The sequence below is a fragment of the Aeromicrobium sp. Root236 genome (assembly GCF_001428805.1).
Classification (GTDB): Bacteria; Actinomycetota; Actinomycetes; order Propionibacteriales; family Nocardioidaceae; genus Aeromicrobium.
Map to the genome: position 1 here is coordinate 2,605,650 of NZ_LMIS01000001.1, position 23,011 is coordinate 2,628,660.

Consider the following 23,011-nt stretch of genomic DNA (forward strand, 5'->3'; position numbering starts at 1 on the left):
GCTTGGTAGCCTGTCAGCATGACTCTGGCCCTGGACCTCTCCGGACGCGTCGCGCTGGTCACCGGCGGCTCCCGCGGGATCGGCCGTGGCATCGCTGCCGTCCTGGTCGAGGCGGGCGCCACGGTCGTCACCTGCGGACGGTCGGCGGTCGACGATCCGGTCGCGGGCACCGAGCACCTGACCTGCGACGTACGCGATCCGGACGCCGTCGCCGCACTCGTCGCACGAGTCGTCGAGTCGCACGGCCGCCTCGACGTGCTGGTCAACAATGCGGGCGGTGCGCCGTACGCCCTGGCGGCCGACTCGAGCTCGCGCCTCGACGACAAGATCCTCGGCCTCAACCTGTCCGCGGTGCTGACGGTCTCCAAGGCCGCCAACGTGGTCATGCAGCAGCAGCCCGGCGGCGGCGCCGTCGTCAACATCTCGTCGGTGTCCGCACTGCGGCCCTCGCCGGGCACCGCGTCGTACGGGGCGGCAAAGGCGGGGGTGGACTCGCTGACCAGGACCCTCGCCGTCGAGTGGGGTCCGCGCGTACGGGTCAACAGCATCGACGTCGGCCTGTGCCGCACCGAGCAGACCGCCGACCACTACGGCGACGATGCGACCGTCGCCGCGGTCGAGGCCACGATCCCGCTCGGGCGCATGGCCGAGCCCGAGGAGGTGGGCCGGGTCGCCGCGTTTCTTGCCTCGGACCTCGCTTCGTACGTCTCCGGTGCCACCGTCGCCTGCCACGGCGGCGGCGAGCCCCCCGTCTTCCTGCACGTCGTCACCAAGGAGCAGCACTCATGACCCTTCTTGAAGGCCGCATCGCGATCGTCACCGGCGCGGGCCGCGGCATCGGCCGGGCGCACGCGCTCGAGCTGGCGCGGCAGGGTGCCAAGGTCGTGGTCAACGACTTCGGCGTCTCGCTGGCAGGGGAGACCGACGCCGAGTCGCCCGCGGAGTCCGTGGTGTCAGAGATCAAAGCCCTCGGCGGTGAGGCCGTGGCCAACGGCGCGGATGTCGCCGACTTCGGCGAGGCCGAGGCGATGGTGCAGCAGGCGATCGACACGTTCGGCGGCCTCGACATCCTGGTCAACAACGCCGGCTTCGTCCGCGACCGCATGCTCGTCAACACCTCCGAGGAGGAGTGGGACGCTGTCATCCGGGTGCACCTCAAGGGCCACTTCGCGCCGCTGCGGCACGCGGGAGCGTACTGGCGGACTGAGTCGAAGGAAGGGCGTACGCGGGCAGCCCGCGTCATCAACACCTCGTCGGGCGCAGGCCTGCAGGGCTCGATTGGCCAGACGACATACTCCGCGGCCAAGGCGGGCATCGCCGGTATGACCCTGGTCGCCGCCGCCGAGATGGGCCGGTACGGCGTGACGGTCAACGCGATCGCCCCGGTCGCCCGGACCCGCATGACCGAGGGTGCGTTCGACACCTCGGCGATGCCTGAGCCCGAGGACAACTCACCCGTGGTGGCCTGGCTCGCCTCGGTCGAGGCCGGCGACGTCACCGGCCGGGTCATCGAGATCGAGGGCGGCCAGATCTGCCTCGAACAGGGCTGGACCCACGGCCCGCGCCGCGACGCCGCCCGGCGTTGGGAGACCGCGGAGGTCGGGTCCGCGCTGCGCGAGCTGATCGCCGAGGGCGCCGATCCCGAGCCGGTCTACGGAGTCAGCTAGTCCATTTCCCGGCGGCGTGCCAGGGATGCGTGGTCCCATGGGTCATGTCTCACAGCGCCGAATGCCTGCTGCGTCGGGTCATGACCACGTGGCTGCTGACCATGACGGCCTTCACGCTCTACGTGTTGCTGCTCGACCTGTCCTCCATGAGCGAAGTCCTGGGGGCGTACCTCGTCGTGGGGCTCTTCGGCCTCGGCATGTCGATGGTGGCCGTGCTCGTGCACAGCGTCGTGCCCCACCTGGCGACCACGGTCGTGGTCACGATCGCCGCCGGCTTCGTCGCGGGCTACGGGTGGGGGTTGCTCACGTACGGAAGCGGCGCCGAGGACGGCACGATCTGGCGAGGACTTGGCGGAGCGCTCATCGGCGCGGTGGCCGCCGTCGCCGCATGGGTCGTGCTGCGGTCCATGCATGGCCTCGTGTCGCGAGGCGTGTGCCGGCCGGTGCCTTCCGCGGTCGCGCCGTAGTCTTCCCGCATGGGACTGCTCACTCCGATCGCCGTCAAGGTGGGGTCGATCCCGTGGCTGCCCCGATACCTGCCGCAGATCATGTGGGTCGACAACCTGATCCGGCGCGTGACCCGTGGGCGGCTCACCCTGCTCGACATCGCCGGACTGCCGAACCTCGTGCTCACCGTGCGCGGCCGCAAGAGCGGGATCCCACGCAGCATGCCGCTCCTGTGCGTGCCCGACGGCCGGGACATCCTGATCGCCGGCTCGAACTTCGGCGGCGCCAAGGAGCCGATCTGGGTCAAGAACGTCGAGGCGACGTCCGAGGTCACGGTCTACTTCCGCCGGCGTGAGACTCCCATGGTCGTACGCCGGCTCGAGGGTGACGAGCGCGCAGCCGCCTGGTCGCTCATGGTCGAGACGTGGCCCAACTTCCTGATGTACGAGAAGCGCACCGACCGCACGATCAAGCTGTTCCGCCTGACGCCGACCCGGTGAACCGGAGGGACGGTGGGGAGCGTCACGTCGCGTTCACACGATTCTCTCAGGTCTGACTCCTATCCTAGGTAATTCTGCCGGTCCACGATCGGCCCTCGAACCTGCAGGAGATCAACCCGTGACGAGCACTGCCACGCCACCCACGCCCTCGGGCGAGCGCCGCCCCAAGCGGGTCTGGCGACGCATCGTGATCGGCTTCGCCGTGTTCGCGCTGGTGCTCGGCATCGGCGGCGCTGCGGCGTTCTGGAAGCTCAACGGCAACATCGCGTCGGCGGCGCTTGACAAGAAGGACCACGTCGTCAAGGACGACACCCCCAAGGGCGCGACCAACATCCTGTTCATCGGCTCGGACTCCCGCAAGCTCAAGTCCAAGGGCTACGGCAACGAGGCCGGGCAGCGCAGCGACGCCCTGGTGCTGGTGCACTTCGCCAAGGACAACAAGCGCGTCGAGGCCGTCCAGATCCCGCGTGACACGCTCACCACGCTGCCGGCCTGCAAGGACACCGGAAGCGGCGCGTTCCCCGGCGGCGCCAACCTGATGATCAACTCGGCGCTGGCAGGCGGCCCGGCGTGCTCCGTGCGCGCGGTCGAGGCCCTGAGCAACGTCCACATCGACCACTTCGTGCAGCTGGACTTCGACGGCTTCGCCTCGATGGTCAACGCCCTCGGCGGCGTCAACGTGTGCCTCGACAAGCCCATGGTCGACCCCGATGCCAAGCTCGACCTGCCGGCCGGCAAGCAGAAGCTCAACGGCAAGAACACCCTCGCACTGGCCCGTACGCGCCACGCCGTCGGTGACGGCAGCGACATCGGCCGCCTCGGGCACCAGCAGGTCGTCATGTCGGCGATCATCAGCCGGGCCCGCAGCGCGGGTGTGCTGACTCGTCCCGACCGGCTGTTCAAGTTCCTCAACGCCCTGACCTCGTCGATGACGGTCGACGAGGGCATCTCGTCGATCCCCAAGCTCACGGGTCTCGCCAAGCGGGCCAGGGCCGTGCCGGACTCCAAGATCCGGTTCATCACGATGCCCAACGGTGCTGCGCCGAGCGACCCCAACCGGGTGGTCAAGACGGCCGATGCTGACACGATCTTCGCCTCGATCGCCAAGGATCGCGCGGTCCCGGTCGAGAGCGAGGACGCCAAGAGCGAGACGCCCAAGACCCCGGTCAAGATCCTCAACGCCGCCGGCACCCAGGGCCTCGCCTCGTCGGCGCAGGTCGCGCTGGTCAAGGAGGGCTATGTGGTCTCGGGCGTCGAGTCGGCGCAGAAGAACTCGGCCAGGACGCGCATCTTCGTCGACAGCACGCCCGAGGCGCTCAAGACCGCCAAGGCGCTCAACAAGAAGTTCGGCTTCAAGGCCGAGATCGTCGAGCAGCCCAGCGGCATGACGGGCGTGTGGCTGATCGTCGGGACCGACCGGGTCAGTGCGGGCTTCGAGCCGGTCACGCCGGACGCGATCAAGGCCACGACCCGTACGGCCAGCGGCTCGCTCTGCAGCTGATGATCCCCCGCTGGGGCGGTGGATGGGTCGCCTTTCACCACCTCTGAAGGGCGAGCAGGTCACCACCTCTGAAGGGCGAGCAGGTCACCGCCTCCGATGTCTGAAGGGCGAGCAGGTCACCGCCCACGGGTGAGGTCAGCCGGCGAGGTGGCCGTGGTCGACCATCTGGATGCTGCCGTGCACCGACGCCGCGTCGTCCGAGGCCAGGAACACGACGACGGCTGCGACGCTGTCGGCGCTCATCAAGCCGCGCTTCGCGGCGACGCGCATGATGAGCTCCCAGTCCGCGCCGTCGGGGACGCTGATGGTCTGCGCCTGCGGGGTGTCCATGCCGCCGGGGCAGACACAGTTCACCCGCAGCGGTGAGTCGAGGTACTCCACCGCCAACGCCTTGGTGAGCCCGACGATGCCGTGCTTGGCTGCCGTGTACGCCGCCGAGTAGGCCTCGCCCATGACACCGGCGACCGAAGCGACGTTGACGATGTTGCCGCCGGTCTCGAGCAGGTGCGGGATCGCGGCCTGGCTGAGGTGGAACGCGCCGCTGAGGTTGAGGGCGATGTCGTGGTCCCACTCCTCCTCGGTGACGTCGGCCGTCAGCCTGAAGTCGTGCCGGCCGGCGTTGTTGACCAGCACGTCGAGCCGCCCGTACGCCTCGACAGCCGCCGCGACAGCCCCCCGGCAGGACCCGCGAGAGGCCACGTCGAGCTGCCCGAATCGCACCTCGCCGGGCAGGTCGGCGCAGGACTCGGCGACCTCGGCGAGCTTCGCCTGGTCGCGCGATGCGGCGTAGACGAGCCCGCCGCCGGCGGCGAACCGCCGTACAGCCGCCGCGCCGAGCCCTGACGAGGCGCCGGTGACGAGGATGCTCCGCCCGTCGAACGCGCCGGTCATGACGTCACCAGTCCTCGGCCGGTGACGAGCGGCAGGTCGAGCGCGGTCACCAGCCCGGGCTCCGCTGCGACAACAGCCGGCACGGCGTTCACGAGGCGCTGCGCCGTGATGATCATGCCGCTGACATTGTGGTCGCCGTGCTCGCCGTGGTGCGTGAACTCGACGGTCATCATGGGCTCTCCCGTGATCTCGAGGCGGTAGGAACCGTCACCGTTGGACGGCCTGGGCCACTCCGGGACCTGGTCGCGGTGCGTACGGGTCACGTGCTCCAGAACGATCCGCGGCTCGCCGTCGACCATGCCGATCACCTCGAAGCGGACCGCCGCCATGGTTCCCTCCTTGATGTCGACGCACACCGTCGAGAGGTCGCTCTCGGCCGGCCGCCGGTCCACGGTCTCGACGAGCGGCTCGTCGAGGGTGACATCGAGTGCGGCGGCCATCTGGCGTACGACCGGGCCCCACGCCATCGACAGGATCCCTGGCTGCCACAGCGGCGCGACCTCGTCGAGCGGCGCGCCGAAGCCGAAGATGTCGCCCATCGACACGGCCTGGTCGTACGTCGAGTAGTCCGCGATCTCCATGACGCGCACCTGGTCGATGCGCTGGCTCAACGAGAGGAGCTGCAGCGGCAGGACGTCGTTGGCCCAGCCGGGATCGATGCCGTTGACGTGCAGGCTGGCCCCGCCGTGACGACCGGCATCCTCGATCCGCTGCCAGAACGACTCGGGCAGCGCGGGGCCCGGGAACAGCAGGATCACCGGGCCGCTGCTGACCACGTTGATGCCCGCCTCGAGGAAGCCGACCAGGTCCTCGTACGCCTCGAGCACCCGGTCGTCCGTCATGGCGCAGTGGACGATGCAGTCGGGCCTCGCCGCCAGGACGACGTCGCGGTCGGTGCTGGCAGTGATGCCGAGGTCGCGGCCGAGGCCGGCGAGGTCACCGGCGTCGCGACCGTCCTTGGCCGGATCGCTGACCCACACGCCGACCAGCTCGAGGTCGGGGTTGCGGTCGATGCCGGCGATCGCATGGCGCCCGAGGGTGCCGGTCGACCAGACCGCGACGCGGGTTGTCATACGACGTGCGACGGCAGGACGCAGGCGGTGTCGAGGCCGAGCACGCGGTTGAGCCGGCCGAACGACAGCCACGAGCCGAGGCACATGCTGAGCTCGACGATCTCGCGCTGGTCGTACTCGGCCAGCATCCGCCTCCAGAACTCGTCGTCGATGCTGTGGTGGTCGGACGCGTAGAGCTCGGCGTACTCCGCGGCCAAACGCGTACGCGCGTCGAACGCGTCGGTCGTACGCCAGTCCTGCACCGCCTCGTCGAACGTGTCCTCGACCTTCTCGCCGTCGCGCTCGGTGCGCCAGTCCTGGCAGAACAGGCAGCCGTTGATCTGCGCGATGCGCAGCCGGGCGGCCTCGAACTCGCGAAGCCCGAGCGTCGAGTCGGAGTAGACCTTGAGCGCCAGCGTCGCCGCGGCACCGCCGATCTCGGGGACCATCTCGCCCCAGACGTAATTGATGGGGTCCTTGCCCTCGGGCACGTCGATGATCATGCGGTGGCCAATCTCGAGAGCTTGCCGACGCCCGGCGTCAGGGGGACCTGCAGGGCGTCGTAGAGGCCGGGTTCGGCCTCGACGAGCCAAGGGATCGCGTTGACGATGCGACCCACCGCGGTGGCGTTGCCGCCGGCTGCACGGTTGCCGCCCTCGTCGGTGGCCTCGATGTTGACCTCGATGCGCGGTCTGCCCTCGATGACGACGCGGTGCACGCCGTCGCCTCCGTCCGGCGGTGACGGCCAGTCCGGCGCGCACGACGGGTGGATGCGGGTGACGTGCTCGACGACGATGCGCGCCTCGCCGTCGACGATGCCCTGCACCTCGAAGCGCAGCGCGCCTTGGGTGCCCTTCTCGAACGTCCCCATCGCGGCGTTCTCGACCGTCTCGTCGAGCTCGCGGCGCTCCACGTGCTCGGTGATCTCGTCGACCTCGACGCCCAGCGCCTTGGCGATGAGCCGGACCTGGCCGCCCCACACCATGGTCGGGATCGTCGGCGCCACCATCGGCGGCTCCTCCTCCATTGGCTGGCCCATCCCGATCAGGTAGCGCACGGAGTCCTGCTGGTCGTACGTCGTGTAGTCGAAGATCTCCTGGCACCGGATCTGGTCGATCGTCGCTGCCAGGCCGCTGATCAGCACCGGGACGATGTCGTTGCCCCATCCCGGGTCGATGCCGGACACGAACAGCGAGCCACCGCCGGCGGCGATCGCGGCGTGCACCGGGTCGCGGAGCTCCGGAGGTGCCGAGTCGGGGTCGTACATGCCGTAGAGCGACGGCGTCACGACGACGATGCCGAGGGCGATCGCCCGGTTGATGTCGGCGAGCGCCTCGTGGGGCCGGATCTCGCCCGACGCCGCGTAGACGAGGGCGTCGATGCCGCCGAGCGTGCCCTCGATGTCCTCGGTCGCGGCGACCCCGAGCGTACGGTCGAGGTCCGCGAGGTCGCCGGCATCGCGGCCCACCTTGGCGGGGTCGTGGACGATCACGGCACTCAGCTCGAGCCCGGGATGGGCGTCGACGGCGCGGATCGCCGCGCGCCCGACGTTGCCGGTGCCCCACACGGCGGTGCGAATCGGTACGTTCATGGGGGCCAATCTAGAACGTGTTTCAGTTTTTGAGAAGGTGTCAGTGAACGGCTCACACGCTCAGACGGTGTAGCCGCCGTCGACGTCGAGCTTCTGGCCGGTGATGAACCCGGCCCGCGCCGATGCCAGGAAGCACACGGCCTCCGCGATGTCGGCGGCGTTGCCGAAGCGCCGCAGCGGGATGTTGCCCCGCGTGATCTCGAGCGCCGCGTCGTCGAGCTCGCCGGACTCGATCAGCCGGGCGGCCATGCCGTCGGTGAGCATGCCCGGGCCCACGGCATTGACCCGGACACCGAAGCGACCTTCCTCGGCGGCGAGCCCGCGTACGAGCTGCTCGACGGCACCCTTGGGCGCGGACGAGAGTCCATCCCGTACGGGGAACCGTGCGGTCGCCGCCGTCGTGACGGCGACGATGGAGCCCTTAGCCTCGCGCAGCAACGGCAGGGCCGGGTGTGCGAGGTTGAAGAACCCGACGGTGTCCTGCCTCAGCTGCTCGGCGAAGTCGGCCGGCGACACCCGCGACAGGTGCACCATCGGCACGTGCGGGCCCGCGGCGTACACGAGGGTGTGCAGCCCCCCGTACGTCTGCGCGATCTCGGCCAGCAGGGTGGCTGAGTCGTCGGCCGACGTGACGTCGAGCGGGTGGGCCGATGACCGTACGCCGAGCTCGGATGCTGCCTCGGCGACCGCGCTGCCGGCATTCGCGTTGCCGCGGTAGGTCACCGCGACGTCGCTGCCGCGAGCCGCGAGCAACCGCGCGATCTCGGCGCCCAGGCCGCCGCTACCGCCCACCACGAGCGCGGCGCCGGTCAGGCCGGCGAAGTCGGTCGAGAGGTCGTCACTCATGAGGTGCCGAACTCTACCGACCGGTTGTCCGATGTGTGCGAAACTGGTAGAACGTGTTCTAGATTTCACCGTGGAGGTGGCATGAGCGAGCGCCAGCGAGCGAATCAAAGGTACGTCGTGCCGACATGTCCGTATCGTGCGTTCTTCACGGACGTGTCGGCATGACAGGCGGAGCCGCAGAGGTGTCCTCCGGGCAGGCGTGGACCGATTTCTGCCGGGCGCTGGAGCAGGCGGGCGAGGTCATCCTGCGCGATACCGCGCCGGACACGCCCCTCGACCGGGCCGAGGGCTACCGCTACCTGACGCGCCTGCTGCGGGAGATGCTCTACACGACCGTCGAGAACGCCGACCCCGACTTCCCGAGGCTGCACGAGCTCGACCGGGTCAAGCTCGGCGCCGACAACCCCGACAACGTCTACCTGTCGGCCAACATCCGCGGCGACCGGACCTACCGGATCACCGGCACCCGTGGCTCGATCGCGTACTTCAGCATCGGCTCCAAGGCCAACCGCTACGCGATCGACGGCACCATGGCGTCGACCGGCGAGATCTCCGACCGCGACCTGGTGGTGGAGCCCGACGGCACCGTCGAGATCATCGCCAGCGCCACGCCGCACGACAAGAACTGGCTGCCGCTCGCGCCGGACTCGACCGGGCTCGTGGTGCGGCAGACGTACCTCGACCGTACGACCGAGGTCCCCGGCCAGTGGCACATCGAACGGATCGGTGACCCGATCGAGCGCAAGGAGCTCGACCCCGCGCACCTGGCCAAGGCGCTCGCCACGGCTGCGTTCTCGCTGCACGGCACGGCGGCGCTGTTCGCGAGCTGGACCGAGATGTTCATGACCCGGCCCAACGAGATGCCCGACTTCGGCCAGGAGATGTTCCAGAAGGCCGGCGGCGATCCCGAGATCTTCTACCTGCACGGCTACTGGACGCTCGAGCCCGGTCAGGCCTGGGTCATCGAGACCGAGGTGCCGGACTGCCCCTACTGGAACTTCCAGCTCGACAACTGGTGGATGGAGTCGCTCGACCACGAGCGCAGGATCACGATCAACAAGCACACCGCCGTGCTCGACGACGGCCGGCTCACGATCGTCGTCGCCGACAAGGACCCGGGCTGGGGCAACTGGATCGACACCTGCGGCCACACGAGCGGTACGGCGTTGCTGCGCTGGCTCGGCGCCGACCACCACCCCTTGCCCAAGTGCACTGTGCAGGATCTTGGGCAAATTGACCTGGAGGCACCATGACGACCGCCGAGACCGCCCGCGCGCTGGACGTCGACGGGCTGCTCGCCGCGGCGCGCGACAAGACCGGCCTCAACGACTACGGCGACGACTGGTTCGTCGAGCCGCTGTCGGTGCTGACCTCGGCGCTCGTCGTCGAGGCCAAGCTGTCGGAGCTCGGCCTCGACCTGACCCGTCGCCGCCTCGTCGCGTCGCTGGCCGATCGCCTGCGCCTCAAGCAGCTGCAGGCCGAGCACCCCGAGATCCTCGACGAGGAGGTCGTGGTCGCCGCCGAGATCTGCGGCCTGCCGCGCACGGGATCGACGCTGCTGCATCGTCTCCTCGCCTCGTCGCCGGAGGTCACCTCGACGTTGTCGTGGGAGACGTCGTACCCGCTTCCGTTCCCCGACGAGAGCCCCGACGCCGAGCTGCGCAAGAAGAAGGCGCGCGACCGCTACGAGATGTTCCTGGAGATGGCGCCCGACTTCGGCGACATCCACACGATCGAGTGGGACGGTCCCGAGGAGGACGTCATCCTGCTCGACCGCACGTTCACGTCGATGAGCTACGACTCGTTCTACTGGGTCCCGACGTACGGCTTGTGGCTGCGGGAGTTCGACCAGGCGCCGGCCTATCGCGACCTCAAGGAGTGGCTGCAGGTCCTGCAGTGGCAGAGCCCCGACCGCGACGGCAAGCCATGGATCCTCAAGTCACCGCACCACCTCACCGCCGTGGACACGGTCCTCGACACGTTCCCCGGCTGCAAGATCGTCATGACGCACCGCTCGCCCACCAAGGCCGTGCCCTCGTACGCCTCGATGGTCGGCGCGATCTCGTCGCAGTACAGCAACGACGTCGACCCCAAGGCGGTCGGACCGTACTGGCGCGACCGCTTCGTCACGGCGCTGCAGGAGTACGCCGTGGTGCGCGCTGCCCGGCCCGACCGGTTCGTCGACGTGACGTTCCAGGACACCGTCTCGGACCCGGTCGGCACCGCGACCAAGGTCATGGGCGAGCTCGGGCTGCCGGCCGATCGCGAGGCCCTGGAGGCGTACATGGAGCGCAACCAGGAGCAGCGGCACGGCTCGCACACCTACACCGCCGAGGACTTCGGGCTCACCGAGGCCGGGCTCGAGCAGGACTTCGCGTTCTATGAGAAGGAGCTGTCGTCATGATCCTCAAGGACGAGGTCGTCATCGTGTCGGGCGTCGGAGCCGGACTCGGCGCCAAGCTCGCGACCCGCGCCGCTGCGGAGGGTGCCAAGGTCGTGCTCGCTGCGCGGTCCGACGGCGTCACCGGGCAGGTCGTCAAGGAGATCACTGCGGCCGGTGGCGACGCCGTCGCGGTGCAGTGCGACGTACGCAAGGAGGAGGACGTCGAGCGCGTCGTGGCCACCGCCGTCGAGCGCTACGGCAAGGTCAGCGGCCTGGTCAACAGCGCGTACGGGCACCCCGGCTTCACCGACCTGCTCGACACTCCCGACAAGGCGCTGCGCCGGGCGATGGACATCATCCTCTACGGATCGCTGGGGATGAGCCGCGCTGCCGTGCCGCACATGACGGGCGGCGGTTCGATCGTCAACGTCGGCACCATGTCCACACGCGTGCCGATGCGTGGCGAGGGCGGGTACGCGATGGCGAAGGCAGCGATGGGCTGTGCCTCCCAGTACATGGCGCTCGAGCTCGGCGAGAAGGGCATCCGCGTCAACCAGGCGATCATGGGCTGGCTCGACGGTCCCGGCGTGCGGTTCTACCTGACGATGACCGCCGAGGAGAAGGGCATCACGGAGCAGGAGGTCTACGACGACATCGCGTCGCGCAACCCGCTCGGCCGGATCCCGACCGACGAGGCCTGCGCCGGCGCGATCCTCTACCTGCTGTCCGACCTGGCCTCGGAGGTCACCGGTGCGGTGCTCGACGTCAACGGCGGGGAGTACATGCCCGCATGACCGCGCCGCACATCATCACCTCGGTGACCGTGGAGATCGAGGCGCCGGCAGCGTTCGTGTGGGACGTGCTGGTCGACTACCCGCGCTACCCGGAGTGGAATCCGTACACGGTCGCGGTCGAGACGAGCCTGGAGCTCGACGACCGGATCGACCTGACGCTCAACAACCCCGACGGGTCGGAGGGGACGTTCGTCAACCGCGAGTTCATCCGCATCGTCGACCCGCCGCACCACCTGCGTTACGACACCGGTGACGAGATGGAGGGCATCCACGCCATCCGCGACCAGTGGATCAACGAGCTCGGCCCTGATCGCTGCTCCTACTACACGACCGACACCCTGAGCGGCGAGCACGCGGGCCTGGTCATGGAGCTCAACGGCGAGTGGGTGCGCGCCGGCTTCGACTCGGTGGCGTACGCCCTGAAGGCCCGAGCCGAAGCGTTGATCCGTACGACCTAGCGCAGGCGGGTCTTGCGCATCCACCGCAGGCCCGACTGGGTCTGCTTCGCGTAGGCCTCGTACGACTGACCGGCCTTCGGCTCCATGACCTGCTTCTTGAGCAGGGCGATGTTCTGGGCGTCGGTGTACTTCAGCAGCCCCTGGTCGCCGTGGCGGGCGCCGACGCCGGACTGCTTCAGGCCGCCCGACGGTGAGCCCTTGGAGGCGTACGCGGTGGCGAGGATGTCGTTGACGTTGACGTTGCCCGAGTCGATGCGCCGGGCGACCGCCAGGCCGCGCTTGACGTCCTTGCTCCAGACGCTGGCGTTGAGGCCGTAGTCGGTGTCGTTGGCGAGGGCGATCGCCTCGTCCTCGGTCGAGAAGCGGTAGAGCCCGACGACGGGGCCGAACGTCTCGGTCGAGCCGGCCAGCATGTCCTGGGTGACGCCCTCGAGGATCGTGGGCTCGTAGAACGCGGGGCCGAGGTCGGGCCGCGCCTTGCCACCGGTCAGGACCGTCGCACCCTTGGCGCGGGCGTCGTCGACGTGCGAGGCGACGCGGTCACGGTGGTCGACCGAGACGAGCGAACCGATGTCGGGGCCGAAGTCGTACGTGGCGCCGATCTGCATCGCCTCGGTGGCGGCGACGAACTTGTCGCGGAACTCGTCGTAGATCGAGTCGTGCACGTACAGGCGCTCGATGTGCATGCAGATCTGGCCGGAGTTGCCGAAGCCGCCGAACAGCGCCGCGTGCACGGCCTCGTCGACGTTGGCGTCCTCGAGGACCAGCATGGGGTTCTTGCCGCCGAGCTCCAGGCAGGCGCCGATGAGATGCTTGCCGGCGAGCTCGCCGATAATTCGTCCGGTGGCGGTCGAGCCGGTGAACATGACGTAGTCGGCGTTCTCCAGCATCGGGCCGCCGACGTCGGGTCCTTCGCCGCAGATGACCTGCACGAGTCCCTTGGGCATGCCGGCCTGCTCCAGCAGTCGTACGCCGAACAGCGGCGAGAGGGCCGTCTTGTTGTCGGGCTTCACCACGACACCGTTGCCGGCGATCAGCGCCGGGATCGTGTCGGAGATGCCGGTGGCGAACGGGAAGTTCCAGGGCGCGATGATCGCGACGACGCCCTTGGGGCGCCGCACCTCGGTCGAGTGCGACAGGACGGGGATCGGGCCGGCGTGCTTGCGGTCCTTGAGCACCGACGGCGCGCGCTTGATGTAGTGGCTCGTGCCCATCGGCACGTCGCAGGACTCCTCGAACGCCATCCGCCGGTTCTTGCCACTCTCGGCCTGGATGAGGTCGGTGATGAGGTACTGGTTGTCGAGCACGAGTGCGTGGAACTTCTTCAGCACCTTGAGCCGCTTGCGCAGCGACCACGAGCCCCAGACCTGCTGCGCCGCGCGCGCGGCGTCGAAGGCCTGCTTGATGTCAGCGGGGGACGACTGCGGCAGCTCGACGAGCAGGTCGCCGGTGTAGACCTCCGTCAGCTTCCACGTGTTGCCGGTCGTGCCGGGCACGCGCTGGACGAGGCCGTCGAGGAACTCCGGCGTCAGGCTCGCAGGTCGCGTGGTCATCGCAGGATCAGCTCCGCAGCCTGGTCGCCGATCATGATCGACGGTGCGTTGGTGTTGCCGCCGATGATCGACGGCATGATCGATGCGTCGGCGACGCGGAGGCCGTCGATGCCCCGGACCTTGAGGTCAGGACCGACGACGGCGCGCTCGTCGACGCCCATGCGGCACGTGCCCACACCGTGATAGACGCTGGTGGCGCGGTTGAGCACCTCGGTCTTCATCGCCGCGGCGTCGAGCTTGACGCCGGGGTGAAGCTCGGACTTCACGTTGTCGCCGAAGGCGGCCGACTTCATGATCTCGCGGATCATCTCGACGCCTTCGAGGAGGACCTGTCGGTCACCGGCCTCGGCCAGGTAGTTCATGTCGATGAGCGGAGCCGCACTCGGATCGTTGGACGCGAGCCGCAACGTGCCGCGGCTGCGCGGATAGATGAGCGTCGACATCACGGTCAGAGCCGCACGCGTGTCGACCTGGTGGCGGATCGGCGCGTCCTGGTTGGGCGACGGGTACGCCCAGGGGAGCACGTGGATCTGGAGGTCTGGCACGTCGGTGGCCAGCGACGTACGGACGAAGGCCACCGTCTCGAACACGGAGTTCTCGAGGAAGGAGCCGCCACGGGTGAGCTCCTTGGCGAGGCCGCGTGCGAAGTAGGACGCCTTGCCGCGGTGGAGAGCGTTCGGCATGACCCACGTGGTCGGCACGAACATGTGGTCGTGCAGGTTGTCGCCGACGGGGAGGTCGGCCTTGACCTCGATGCCGTGCTCGGCGAGGTGCCCGGCTGGACCGACACCCGAGAGCATCAACAGCTGTGCGGAGCCGAACACGCCGGCCGAGAGGATGACCTCCTTGCCGGCGCGGACCGTGCGGGTCCTGCCGCGCTTGTCCACGACCTCGACGCCGGTGGCTCGACCGTTCTCGATCACGACGCGCTGCACCGTGATCTCGGGCTGCACGCTGAGCGTCGGCCGGTCCGCCTCGGTGATGTAGCCGCGCGACGAGGAGTAGCGCTTGCCGCCCCCGGCGCTCTGCTGGAACGTGCTCACGCCCTCCTGCTCGGCAGCGTTGTAGTCCTTGAGGATCTTGACGCCCAACGTGTCGGCGGCGGCCTGCTGGAACTGCAGCGACGCCTCGGTCGGCTGGGTGTGGCGCGAGACCTTGATCGGCCCGCCGGCGCCGCGGTAGTCGTTGGCGCCGTCCTCGAAGTCCTCGACGCGCTTGTACGCCGTGTTGACCGAGTCGGCGTCCCAGCCGGTGTTGCCCTCGGCCGCCCAGGAGTCGTAGTTGGCGCGGTGTCCGCGCACCCAGAGGAGGCCGTTGATCGAGCTCGAGCCGCCGACGACCTTGCCACGCGGCTGCGGCAGCTTGCGACCGTTGAGGTGCTCCTGCGGGGTCGTGTAGTAGCCCCAGTCGACGGTCTTCTTGAGCTGGGGGACGGCGTGCATTGGCCCGATCATCCCAGGCTTCGTGACGAGGAACGCCGAGTCCTTCTTGCCCGCCTCGAGCAGGATGACCGAGGCGCCGGAGGCGGCGAGTCGCGACGCGACGGCGGAGCCTGCGCTGCCGGCGCCCACGACGACGTAGTCGGCCTCGTCGCGCAGGGAGTTCTTGTCGGTCATGGCAGTCCTTCTGGTCAGATGCGTTCGATGATGGTGCCTGACGCCTGTGCGCCGCCGGCGCACATCGAGATCAGGGCGGTGGTGGCGTCGCGGCGCTCGAGCTCGTGCAGCGCGGTGGTCAGCAGGCGGGTGCCGGTCGAGCCGACGGGGTGGCCGAGCGCGATGGCCCCGCCGTTGACGTTGATCTTGTCCTCGGGCACGGCGTGGACCTTGGCCCACGACATCACGACGCCGGCGAACGCCTCGTTGACCTCGCAGATGTCGATGTCACCGATGGACATGCCGGTGTCGGCGAGGAGCTTCTCGGTCGCCTGCACGGGTCCGTCGAGGTGGTAGTACGGATCGGCGCCGACCAGGCACGAGGCCACGATGCGGGCGCGGGGCTTGAGTCCGAGGGATGCGGCGAGGTCGGAGTCCATGAGCAGCAGCGCCGAGGCGCCGTCGGAGATCTGCGACGAGGTGCCGGCGGTATGCGTGCCGTCGGGCAGCACGGGCTTGAGACCGGCGAGACGTTCGAGCGAGGTCTCGCGGATGCCCTGGTCCGCGTCGACGAGCTGGGTGTCCCCGGTGTCCTGGCCGTCCTCACCGAGCACCGGCGCCTTGATCGCGAAGATCTCGCGGGCGAACCGGCCCTCGTCGCGCGCTGCTGCGGCCTTCTCCTGCGACCAGAGCCCGAACGCGTCGACCTCGGCCCGGGAGAATCCGCGATCGCGGACGATGCGGTCGGCGCCCTCGAACTGGTTGGGCAGGTCGATCGACCAGCCGTCGGGGCGGGGCGAGCCCGTGCCCTCGGGGACGTTGGCTCCCAGCGGCACGCGCGACATCGACTCGACGCCGCACGCGATGCCGGCCTTGATGAGCCCGGCGCCGATCATGGCGTGGACGAGGTGGGTCGCCTGCTGTGCCGAGGAGCACTGGGCATCGATCGCGGTCGAAGCGGTGGCGTTGGGGAGGCCGGCGTGCATCCACGCGCGGCGCACCATGTTGTTGGACTGCTCGCCCGCCTGCGTGACGCAGCCGCCGATGACCTGCTCGACGAGCTCCGCGTCGATGCCGGCGCGCGAGATGACCTCGGCCTGCGTCAGGCCCAGGAGCACGGCGGGGTGGACGCCGGCCAGCACACCGTTCTTCTTGCCTAAGGGCGTGCGGACAGCATCGACGATCACGGGGGTACCCATGGGGTAAAACTAGAACACGTTCTCGTCTTGCACAAGCCTTCCGAATCGCCGCAAGTCGTGTCAGGATGAACTAGAACGTGTTATAGAAATCTAGGAGCCCATGTGACCGCGTCGCCCGCTGCCCCCGCCATTCCCGCCGGTTTCGACCCCACCGACCCTGACCTCTGTCAGACGGGTGTGCCGCTCGACGAGTTCGCGGAGCTGAGGCGTACGGCCCCGGTGTGGTGGGTCGAGCAGGCGCCGGAGTCCCGCGCCGGCTTCAACGGCGAAGGTTTCTGGGCCGTCAGCAAGCACGCCGACGTGTCCGCGGTGTCCAAGGACAGCAAGAACTTCTCGAGCCAGGAGAACGGTGCGATCATCCGGTTCGCCCCGGACATGACCCGCGAGCAGGTCGAGCTGCAGGGCATCATGCTGATCAACCAGGATCCGCCGGACCACACCAAGATCCGCCAGATCATCAGCCGCGGCTTCACCCCGCGCTCGATCAACGCCCAGCACGACGTCCTCGTCCAGCGCGCCAACAACATCGTCGACGAGGCCATCGCCAAGGGCTCGGGCGACTTCGTCAACGAGGTCGCGTCGGAGCTGCCGCTGCAGGCGATCGCCGACCTGATGGGCGTACCGCAGGAGGATCGCGGCAAGCTCTTCGATTGGTCCAACACGATGATGTCGTTCGACGACCCCGACTTCGAGGGCAACCCCGACGAGGCCGCCGCCGAGATCCTGGTCTACGCCATGGGCCTCGCCGAAGAGCGTCGCAAGAACCCGCAGGACGACATCATCACCAAGCTCATCACCGCCGACGTCGACGGCCACGGCCAGCTCGGCGAGGACGAGTTCGGCTACTTCGTCATCATGCTGGCGGTCGCCGGCAACGAGACCACCCGCAACGCGATCACGCACGGCATGAACGCGTTCTTCCAGCACCCCGACCAGTGGGAGCTGTGGAAGGCCGAGCGTCCCTCGACCATGGTCGACGAAGTCATCCGCTGGGCCACCCCGGTCACGACGTTCCAGCGCACCGCGATCAACGACGTGATGGTCGGCGACGTCGAGGTCAAGAAGGGCGAGCGCGTGGGCCTCTACTACGCCAGCGCCAACCACGACGAAGAGGTCTTCACCGACCCCAACACGTTCGACATCACCCGCAGCCCCAACCCGCACCTCTCGTTCGGCGGCCACGGTGCGCACTACTGCATCGGCGCCAACCTGGCCCGGCTCGAGGTCGAGATCATGTTCAACACACTCGCCGACCGGTTGCCCGACATCAAGCAGCTCGGCGAGGCCAAGCGCCTCCGCCACGGCTGGATCAACGGCATCAAGGAGCTCCCGGTCCAGTACGTCTAGAGTCCCCGAGATTTGGCCGCAGATGTCTGCGGACCAGTGCGTCGGTTCGCGTCGTCTCTATCGTCAACGATGACTCCGCCGCAGCTACTATTGGGCGACGTGTGTCGGATGGGTGTGAGTCAGACTATTCCGGCACGGACCGGCTTCTGCGACGATAACCTTCTTCCGTGACAGACCTAGGTGCGCGGACGGCAGTCGCGCGTGGCCGCACGATATGAAATGGCGCGGCGTCTCATTCCTTGCATTTGCGTTCGTGCTGAGCGTCGTGCTGCTTGCCTTGGCGCACTACGGGGGCGACCTATGTTGGCTAAAGCAGCACATGCCCGCTTCGAGGGGTGGAGACGGAATTCTGTGGCAGGTGCAGACGACTTTCCTGTCGGTCGGATTCGCGGGTCTCGCTATCGCCGCCCAACTGTTCGCCGAGGCGCCGTTGGCCATCGGGGCGTCCCGAGGGCGGGTTCTGGACTACATATGGGCGGGCTGGTTCGTTGGTGTAGGGCTAGTCGCGAACGCAGTCATTGCTATCGAAACGATCTGGTTGCCGAGCGGCCTCGGTGTGGTCGGGGTTGCGTTGACCTGGTTCAGTCCCACGGTTGTCTTGCTCGTTTTGTCGACCGTAAGGCTGATGAAACTATTCGGCCACCCGTCGCTGCTCGACGAGGTTGTTCGGCTGTCACTCGTGGAAACTCTGTCCAGTCGCCTGGACTCGGTGTCTCGCAAATACGCCGACGCGCGAAAGCAGCTTGAGGGGCTTGTCACCTCGTCGCCTACGTTTGGAAGTTTGAAGGGCTCGACGGTCTCTCTGCGGGTGCAGGTTCCGCAGGCTGGTCTAGTCGTGAAAACCATCAAACCCAAGATTCTCCGTCGAGCACTCGACTCCCTCGGGCCACGTGCGACCGAAGATGGCCCGACTTCGAGCGAGGATGCGGATCTCTACACTCCGCCTGAGATCGCGCTGTTCATCGAACCGGGCGACCGTACCCGTCCGGGCGAGACGGCTTTCAATGTAAGCACCTCCCAGGAGCTCGACGACGCGGCCCAAGTTGAACTGGTTCGGCTACTTCAATCAGCGATTGAGTTTGAGGTTTCGGGCTCGGTCACACCCGACGAGGAGACCGACCGAGAGATCGCCAACTTGAAGGACGCCATCGGAACGAACCTGCGCACTGGAGCTTTTGCCACTGCGGAAAGGGCGATGGAGTTGCTTGCGCAAGTTGTCCGGGGTGTCTGGCTGGCACAGCTCGAGGGTCCCGATCCGTCGCGCCGTGCTTCATTTACTCGCCGCGACTGGCTCTTCCGCAGTATTGGTGAAGTTGAGCAGGACGCCTTGCTGTCGCCGCGGGCAGCCGGACTATTCATCACTCAAGCGATGACTCGTGCGCTTGAGGCACCTCAGGCCGGATCGACGGAGTATGTGGATGAGTGCCTGAGAAGTTTCACGAGGCTGTGGTTCGACCTCCTCCGCTACGGAGGCAGTGAGTTCGAGTCCTTGCCTTCACGTATCTCGACTTGTGTTCAGAATCTGGCCGCGTATTCATACTCGGCTGTCGACGATCGAGAGGATCTCCACGTTCGGGCGACGTGGGCGATGGTCGAGCTTGTGAAGTTGGGCCTTGACGCTCGTGACGTGAAAGCCGCCAAGTTGGCAGCCGAGGAGTTGAGCGGACTCTTCGAATTCGCCGATCGTCACGGCTCGGGCCGCGACCACGTTCGAGCTGGCCAACTGGTTCTCTCAGGATGGATGGAATACCTGGCTGACAAGAATGACGAGCGTAATCCCGCCGATCCCGAGCTTCGATTGTTGGTGACACCACGTGGCAACTGGTCAGAAATCCTAAGGGCGCGGACGTTGGCCGAGCGTGGGGTAGCGCCGTTCAGTCGCTGGGACTGGTGGGAGATGACGGTCTCGGGATCGAGCCGCGCGCAGGCGCTCCAGCTCTCTCACTACATCGATCGTGCGGAGGTTGCCGCACTCGCCTCGTCGCACGGGTCACTGCCGCCAGCAGAGGATCAGGAAACGGCGTCTGAATACAAACGTTTCCTGCAACTTCTCTCTGACGCTGAGCATGACCTGACTGCTCAAGAGCACCTTTTGAAGCAGAAGTTCATGGAGGAGATCGAGAAGTGGGACCATCTCGAGGATGCGGGGCTGGCTGAAGAGCCGATCTCGGCGGACCGGGTCGAGGCACTCGCAAACGCTATCCGCGAGACGATGGATACGGGTCAACGGCTCGCCGCTCTAATCCCAGACGTGAGCGACGTTCCGGAATTGGCTGATGAATCGGTGCCTATCCTTGGGATGAACTTCCGGGTTCCCAAGAACTATCTCGTCGACAAAATGTTCAACCAGACGTACGCCGATCCGAAGGATCTCGGCGAGATCATCGCTCGCGGCTTCGCTGATGGTGAAGAGCGGAAGATTATTGACGAACTCCGCTCGCTCCAGGGCGGACTTCTTGACCCTTCTGCCCAGGCCATCATCGACAGGATCAACACCCTCGAGGACGAAGCTCAGCACTACATCTTGCTGACCCCCTACGGGGGACTAATGGACATCGGTGGATGGTACTCGGCCGAGTTTCGGGACGCACTCGCCCGGGTTACACACATCGAAAGCGCCGTCCTCGATCGTGAGGCGATCCTCTTTGACCGACGAACCACGCTGGCCTCCAGTCGGGGTCCGGAGGAGAAGGAAGGCCTCACGCCGGTCGGCGAAACGTCGATCGCCCTCGGAGTGTTCGAGGATGTCCTTGGTGGGGACCAGCCGCAAGTGCGGGTCGAGACTGGCGAGTATTTCGTTGTGTGGCCCGGCGAGGCTCCGCGGGTGTTCCGATTTGGGGTCGCACAAACCGTCGAACAGGAACCTGGCGGTGGTAACCCCGACGCGGACTCGGTGGGCTGATCTCCGGCCGCGCCGATCTCAACGGGCGCGAGGGATTGAGTCTGGCCAGGCGTTTGATGGGCAAGCCGGCCAACACTGGTGATTCAGTGACTCGGCTTGTCGGCTCCGACGACCCACATCGCGAAGAACTGGGAGCCGCCGCCGTACGCGTGGCCCAGCGCCTTGCGGGCGCCGTCGACCTGGTGCTCGCCGGCCTCGCCCATGACCTGCAGCGCTGCCTCGCCGAACCGCAGCATGCCGCTCGCGCCGATCGGGTTGGACGACAGCACGCCGCCGCTCATGTTGACCGGGATGCGGCCCTCGATGCGGGTCTCGCCGGCCTCGGTGAGCTTCCACCCGCCGCCCTGCTCGGCGAATCCGAGGTTCTCCAGCCACATGGGCTCGAACCACGAGAACGGCACGTAGATCTCGGCGCAGTCGATCTCGTCGATCGGTGAGGTGATGCCGGCCTGCTTCCAGAGCGCGGCGGCAGCCTCGCGGCCGGCGTGCGGGTTGACCTGATCGCGCTCGGCCGCCGTCGTCGGCTCACTGCGCATCTGGGTGCCGTGGATCCAGGCCGGGTTCTTGATGCCGGACCGCTCGACGGCCGCCTCTGAGGCGATGACCAGTGCGCACGCGCCGTCGGAGGAGGGGCACGTCTCGTCGTAGCGGATCGGGTCCCACAGCATCTGTGACGCCATGACCGACTCGACCGTGGTGTCGGGGTTTTGCAGGTGGGCGAACGGGTTCTTGACAGCGTTCTGCCGATCCTTCGCCGCGACGATCGCACCGATGTGCGTGGGTGCGCCGGAGCGGCGGATGTACGACCGCACGTGGGGCGCGAAGTAGCCGCCCGCGCCGGCGTGCACCGGCATGATGAACGGCACCGCGATCGACAGCGCCCACATGGCGTTGGACTCCGACTGCTTCTCGAACGCCACGGTCAGCACGCGTTCGTGGATGCCGGCCTCGACGAGCGATGCCGCGACGATCGCCGTCGATCCGCCGACCGAGCCGGCGGTGTGCACCCGCAGCAGTGGCTTGCCGGCAGCTCCGAGCGCCTCGGCGAGGTAGAGCTCGGGCATCATGACGCCCTCGAACAGGTCGGGCGCCTTGCCGATGACGATCGCGTCGATGTCGGCGAACGTCAGCTCGGCGTCGGCGAGGGCGCGGTCGACCGCCTCCCGCAGGAGCCCGGCCATCGACACGTCCCCGCGCTTCGCCCGGTGGTGGGTCTGGCCCACGCCGACCACTGCAGCCAACGTGCTCATCAGCGAGCCTCCATCGTCATCACGAGATTCTGTTGCAGGGCGGGACCCGAGGTGGCGTGCGCGAGGGCGCGCTGCGACGAGCCGGCCCAGATCTGCCGTGCCGCCTCGCCGATCCGGTTGAGCCCGGCGGTGAACATGGGGTTGGCGGTCAGCGCGCCGCCCGACGGGTTGACCCGTACGTCGTCGCCGAGGCCCAGGGCCGAGCCCAGGATTAGCTCCTGGTGGGAGAACGGGGCGTGCAGCTCGGCGAGGTCGACGCCGTCGACACCGACGGCCGCTCCGGCAGAAGCGGTGCTGGTCGACACCGTGAGGTCGCGGTTGCTGAGCGCGCCCGGCTCGATGCGGTGCTCGATGCCGGTGATCCACGCGGCGGGGCCGTTGAGCCGGTCGAACGCCGGTGCGTCGGAGGCTGAGATGACGATCGCCGCGGCGCCGTCGGAGACCGGCGCGCAGTCCCAGCGGCGGAGCGGGTCGGCGTACACGGGCTGGGCCAGCACGTCCTCGACCGATGTGGCCTTGGATCGTATGGCGTGCTCGTTGCCGGTCGCGTCGCTCATCGAACGGGCGACCACCGCTGCCATCTGGTCCTGGTCCCAGACGCCGCCCTCGAGCCCGGAGCGGGCCTGCATCGCGGCGACGGACACGGCATCGGCCCACAGAGGTGTCACGGTGTACGGGTCCATCTGCAGCGACATGATGCGGCGCAGCTGACCGGCGCTGGACTTGCCGAAGCCGTAGACGAGCGCCGTGTCGACGAGTCCGGTCTGGATCTTGACCCAGGCCTCGTAGAGCGCCCACGCGGCGTCCATCTCGACGTGCGACTCCATGACGGGCGGCAGGGCGCCGATCGCGTCGACGGCCGACACGAACGAGAACGATCGGCCGGCGAGGTAGTCGCTCGATCCCGAGCACCAGAAGCCGATGTCCGACTTGGTCCAGCCGGTCTGCTCGAACAGCTCCGCGAAGATCGGCACGAGCAGCTCGACGCAGGTGGGAGACCCGTCGAACTCCTTCATCTGCCGCTGGGCAAAGCCA

Annotated in this window: 21 protein-coding genes; 11 read left to right on the forward strand and 10 right to left on the reverse strand. The window is 68.0% G+C overall.

The genetic code is table 11. The annotated features are described in order from the left end of the window. The first annotated feature begins 18 nt into the window (after positions 1-18). From ASE12_RS13140 to ASE12_RS13160, 5 genes are all read left to right on the forward strand, one after another. Positions 19-789 (forward strand): SDR family oxidoreductase, encoded by a 771-nt coding sequence (locus ASE12_RS13140; RefSeq protein WP_056401333.1) that lies wholly within the window; start codon positions 19-21, stop codon positions 787-789. After that, a complete protein-coding gene (locus ASE12_RS13145) occupies positions 786-1,667 on the forward strand; it encodes an SDR family oxidoreductase (protein ID WP_056401336.1) in 882 nt (293 codons plus the stop codon). The genes ASE12_RS13140 and ASE12_RS13145 overlap by 4 nt, the downstream gene beginning before the upstream one ends. An 80-nt stretch (positions 1,668-1,747) precedes the next feature. Then, the gene (locus ASE12_RS13150) at positions 1,748-2,134 is read left to right on the forward strand and encodes a hypothetical protein (RefSeq protein WP_056401338.1); all 387 of its coding nucleotides are present in this window, start codon (positions 1,748-1,750) and stop codon (positions 2,132-2,134) included. 9 nt (positions 2,135-2,143) lie between these two features. Then, complete coding sequence (locus tag ASE12_RS13155) at positions 2,144-2,614, forward strand: nitroreductase family deazaflavin-dependent oxidoreductase (RefSeq protein ID WP_056401340.1); 471 nt, start codon at positions 2,144-2,146, stop codon at positions 2,612-2,614. A gap of 118 nt (positions 2,615-2,732) precedes the next feature. Then, positions 2,733-4,115 (forward strand): LCP family protein, encoded by a 1,383-nt coding sequence (locus ASE12_RS13160; protein ID WP_056401341.1) that lies wholly within the window; start codon positions 2,733-2,735, stop codon positions 4,113-4,115. Positions 4,116-4,250: 135 nt separating this feature from the next. On the opposite strand, the gene ASE12_RS13165 is transcribed toward ASE12_RS13160, so the two are convergent. Genes ASE12_RS13165 through ASE12_RS13185 form a run of 5 tightly spaced genes read right to left on the reverse strand, consistent with a single transcriptional unit; the run spans position 4,251 to position 8,495 of the window. Then, complete coding sequence (locus tag ASE12_RS13165) at positions 4,251-5,006, reverse strand: SDR family NAD(P)-dependent oxidoreductase (protein WP_056401344.1); 756 nt, start codon at positions 5,004-5,006, stop codon at positions 4,251-4,253. After that, positions 5,003-6,079 (reverse strand): diacylglycerol kinase, encoded by a 1,077-nt coding sequence (locus ASE12_RS13170; RefSeq protein WP_056401347.1) that lies wholly within the window; start codon positions 6,077-6,079, stop codon positions 5,003-5,005. Before ASE12_RS13170 ends, ASE12_RS13165 begins: the two co-directional genes overlap by 4 nt. After that, positions 6,076-6,561, reverse strand: coding sequence for a carboxymuconolactone decarboxylase family protein (locus ASE12_RS13175; RefSeq protein WP_056401348.1), 486 nt, complete (start codon positions 6,559-6,561; stop codon positions 6,076-6,078). Before ASE12_RS13175 ends, ASE12_RS13170 begins: the two co-directional genes overlap by 4 nt. Beyond that, positions 6,558-7,649 carry a dihydrodipicolinate reductase gene (locus tag ASE12_RS13180; RefSeq protein WP_056401351.1) on the reverse strand — a complete coding sequence of 364 codons (1,092 nt, stop codon included), beginning with the start codon at positions 7,647-7,649 and terminating at the stop codon, positions 6,558-6,560. The genes ASE12_RS13175 and ASE12_RS13180 overlap by 4 nt, the downstream gene beginning before the upstream one ends. Positions 7,650-7,709: 60 nt before the next feature. After that, positions 7,710-8,495, reverse strand: coding sequence for an SDR family NAD(P)-dependent oxidoreductase (locus ASE12_RS13185; protein ID WP_200955022.1), 786 nt, complete (start codon positions 8,493-8,495; stop codon positions 7,710-7,712). 161 nt (positions 8,496-8,656) lie between these two features. On the opposite strand from ASE12_RS13185, the gene ASE12_RS13190 reads away from it, so the two are divergent. Genes ASE12_RS13190 through ASE12_RS13205 form a run of 4 tightly spaced genes read left to right on the forward strand, consistent with a single transcriptional unit; the run spans position 8,657 to position 12,130 of the window. Beyond that, positions 8,657-9,748: a DUF1214 domain-containing protein gene (locus ASE12_RS13190; protein ID WP_056401354.1), complete on the forward strand. Its 1,092-nt coding sequence runs from the start codon at positions 8,657-8,659 to the stop codon at positions 9,746-9,748. Next, positions 9,745-10,899, forward strand: coding sequence for a sulfotransferase (locus ASE12_RS13195; RefSeq protein ID WP_056401358.1), 1,155 nt, complete (start codon positions 9,745-9,747; stop codon positions 10,897-10,899). The genes ASE12_RS13190 and ASE12_RS13195 overlap by 4 nt, the downstream gene beginning before the upstream one ends. Beyond that, positions 10,896-11,672: an SDR family oxidoreductase gene (locus ASE12_RS13200; protein WP_056401360.1), complete on the forward strand. Its 777-nt coding sequence runs from the start codon at positions 10,896-10,898 to the stop codon at positions 11,670-11,672. Before ASE12_RS13195 ends, ASE12_RS13200 begins: the two co-directional genes overlap by 4 nt. Further along, the gene (locus ASE12_RS13205) at positions 11,669-12,130 is read left to right on the forward strand and encodes an SRPBCC domain-containing protein (RefSeq protein ID WP_056401363.1); all 462 of its coding nucleotides are present in this window, start codon (positions 11,669-11,671) and stop codon (positions 12,128-12,130) included. Before ASE12_RS13200 ends, ASE12_RS13205 begins: the two co-directional genes overlap by 4 nt. Here the strand turns inward: ASE12_RS13205 and ASE12_RS13210 are convergent. From ASE12_RS13210 to ASE12_RS13220, 3 genes are read right to left on the reverse strand one after another with little or no spacing between them, the layout of a single operon-like run. Continuing rightward, positions 12,127-13,683, reverse strand: a complete 1,557-nt coding sequence (locus ASE12_RS13210; RefSeq protein WP_056401367.1) for a succinic semialdehyde dehydrogenase — start codon at positions 13,681-13,683, stop codon at positions 12,127-12,129. The two genes, ASE12_RS13205 and ASE12_RS13210, sit on opposite strands and share 4 nt — an antisense overlap. Beyond that, the gene (locus tag ASE12_RS13215) at positions 13,680-15,299 is read right to left on the reverse strand and encodes a GMC family oxidoreductase (RefSeq protein ID WP_056401371.1); all 1,620 of its coding nucleotides are present in this window, start codon (positions 15,297-15,299) and stop codon (positions 13,680-13,682) included. The genes ASE12_RS13210 and ASE12_RS13215 overlap by 4 nt, the downstream gene beginning before the upstream one ends. 14 nt (positions 15,300-15,313) lie before the next feature. After that, entirely contained in the window at positions 15,314-16,477 is a 1,164-nt protein-coding gene (locus ASE12_RS13220) for a steroid 3-ketoacyl-CoA thiolase (protein ID WP_056401374.1), read from the reverse strand. A 102-nt stretch (positions 16,478-16,579) separates the two neighbouring features. Between ASE12_RS13220 and ASE12_RS13225 the strand changes: the two genes are divergently transcribed. Both ASE12_RS13225 and ASE12_RS13230 read left to right on the forward strand, forming a co-directional pair. Further along, on the forward strand, positions 16,580-17,824 hold the full coding sequence (locus ASE12_RS13225; protein WP_056401376.1) for a cytochrome P450: 1,245 nt from the start codon (positions 16,580-16,582) through the stop codon (positions 17,822-17,824). A 358-nt stretch (positions 17,825-18,182) separates the two neighbouring features. After that, positions 18,183-20,726 (forward strand): hypothetical protein, encoded by a 2,544-nt coding sequence (locus ASE12_RS13230; protein WP_157412922.1) that lies wholly within the window; start codon positions 18,183-18,185, stop codon positions 20,724-20,726. Positions 20,727-20,809: 83 nt separating this feature from the next. Here the strand turns inward: ASE12_RS13230 and ASE12_RS13235 are convergent, their stop codons facing one another. Together ASE12_RS13235 and ASE12_RS13240 are read right to left on the reverse strand one after the other, a co-directional pair. Beyond that, positions 20,810-21,976 carry a thiolase domain-containing protein gene (locus ASE12_RS13235; RefSeq protein ID WP_056401379.1) on the reverse strand — a complete coding sequence of 389 codons (1,167 nt, stop codon included), beginning with the start codon at positions 21,974-21,976 and terminating at the stop codon, positions 20,810-20,812. Further along, positions 21,976-22,992: a thiolase domain-containing protein gene (locus ASE12_RS13240; RefSeq protein WP_235508909.1), complete on the reverse strand. Its 1,017-nt coding sequence runs from the start codon at positions 22,990-22,992 to the stop codon at positions 21,976-21,978. Before ASE12_RS13240 ends, ASE12_RS13235 begins: the two co-directional genes overlap by 1 nt. Between the last annotated feature and the right edge of the window lie 19 nt (positions 22,993-23,011).

Bases quoted from the DNA above. Each gene is read 5' to 3' on its own strand.
- ASE12_RS13140 (WP_056401333.1), top strand. From the start codon at position 19: ATGACTCTGGCCCTGGACCTCTCCGGACGCGTCGCGCTGGTCACCGGC.
- ASE12_RS13145 (WP_056401336.1), top strand. From the start codon at position 786: ATGACCCTTCTTGAAGGCCGCATCGCGATCGTCACCGGCGCGGGCCGC.
- ASE12_RS13150 (WP_056401338.1), top strand. From the start codon at position 1,748: ATGACCACGTGGCTGCTGACCATGACGGCCTTCACGCTCTACGTGTTG.
- ASE12_RS13155 (WP_056401340.1), top strand. From the start codon at position 2,144: ATGGGACTGCTCACTCCGATCGCCGTCAAGGTGGGGTCGATCCCGTGG.
- ASE12_RS13165 (WP_056401344.1), bottom strand. From the start codon at position 5,006: ATGACCGGCGCGTTCGACGGGCGGAGCATCCTCGTCACCGGCGCCTCG.
- ASE12_RS13170 (WP_056401347.1), bottom strand. From the start codon at position 6,079: ATGACAACCCGCGTCGCGGTCTGGTCGACCGGCACCCTCGGGCGCCAT.
- ASE12_RS13175 (WP_056401348.1), bottom strand. From the start codon at position 6,561: ATGATCATCGACGTGCCCGAGGGCAAGGACCCCATCAATTACGTCTGG.
- ASE12_RS13180 (WP_056401351.1), bottom strand. From the start codon at position 7,649: ATGAACGTACCGATTCGCACCGCCGTGTGGGGCACCGGCAACGTCGGG.
- ASE12_RS13185 (WP_200955022.1), bottom strand. From the start codon at position 8,495: ATGAGTGACGACCTCTCGACCGACTTCGCCGGCCTGACCGGCGCCGCG.
- ASE12_RS13190 (WP_056401354.1), top strand. From the start codon at position 8,657: ATGACAGGCGGAGCCGCAGAGGTGTCCTCCGGGCAGGCGTGGACCGAT.
- ASE12_RS13195 (WP_056401358.1), top strand. From the start codon at position 9,745: ATGACGACCGCCGAGACCGCCCGCGCGCTGGACGTCGACGGGCTGCTC.
- ASE12_RS13200 (WP_056401360.1), top strand. From the start codon at position 10,896: ATGATCCTCAAGGACGAGGTCGTCATCGTGTCGGGCGTCGGAGCCGGA.
- ASE12_RS13205 (WP_056401363.1), top strand. From the start codon at position 11,669: ATGACCGCGCCGCACATCATCACCTCGGTGACCGTGGAGATCGAGGCG.
- ASE12_RS13210 (WP_056401367.1), bottom strand. From the start codon at position 13,683: ATGACCACGCGACCTGCGAGCCTGACGCCGGAGTTCCTCGACGGCCTC.
- ASE12_RS13215 (WP_056401371.1), bottom strand. From the start codon at position 15,299: ATGACCGACAAGAACTCCCTGCGCGACGAGGCCGACTACGTCGTCGTG.
- ASE12_RS13220 (WP_056401374.1), bottom strand. From the start codon at position 16,477: ATGGGTACCCCCGTGATCGTCGATGCTGTCCGCACGCCCTTAGGCAAG.
- ASE12_RS13235 (WP_056401379.1), bottom strand. From the start codon at position 21,976: ATGAGCACGTTGGCTGCAGTGGTCGGCGTGGGCCAGACCCACCACCGG.
- ASE12_RS13240 (WP_235508909.1), bottom strand. From the start codon at position 22,992: ATGAAGGAGTTCGACGGGTCTCCCACCTGCGTCGAGCTGCTCGTGCCG.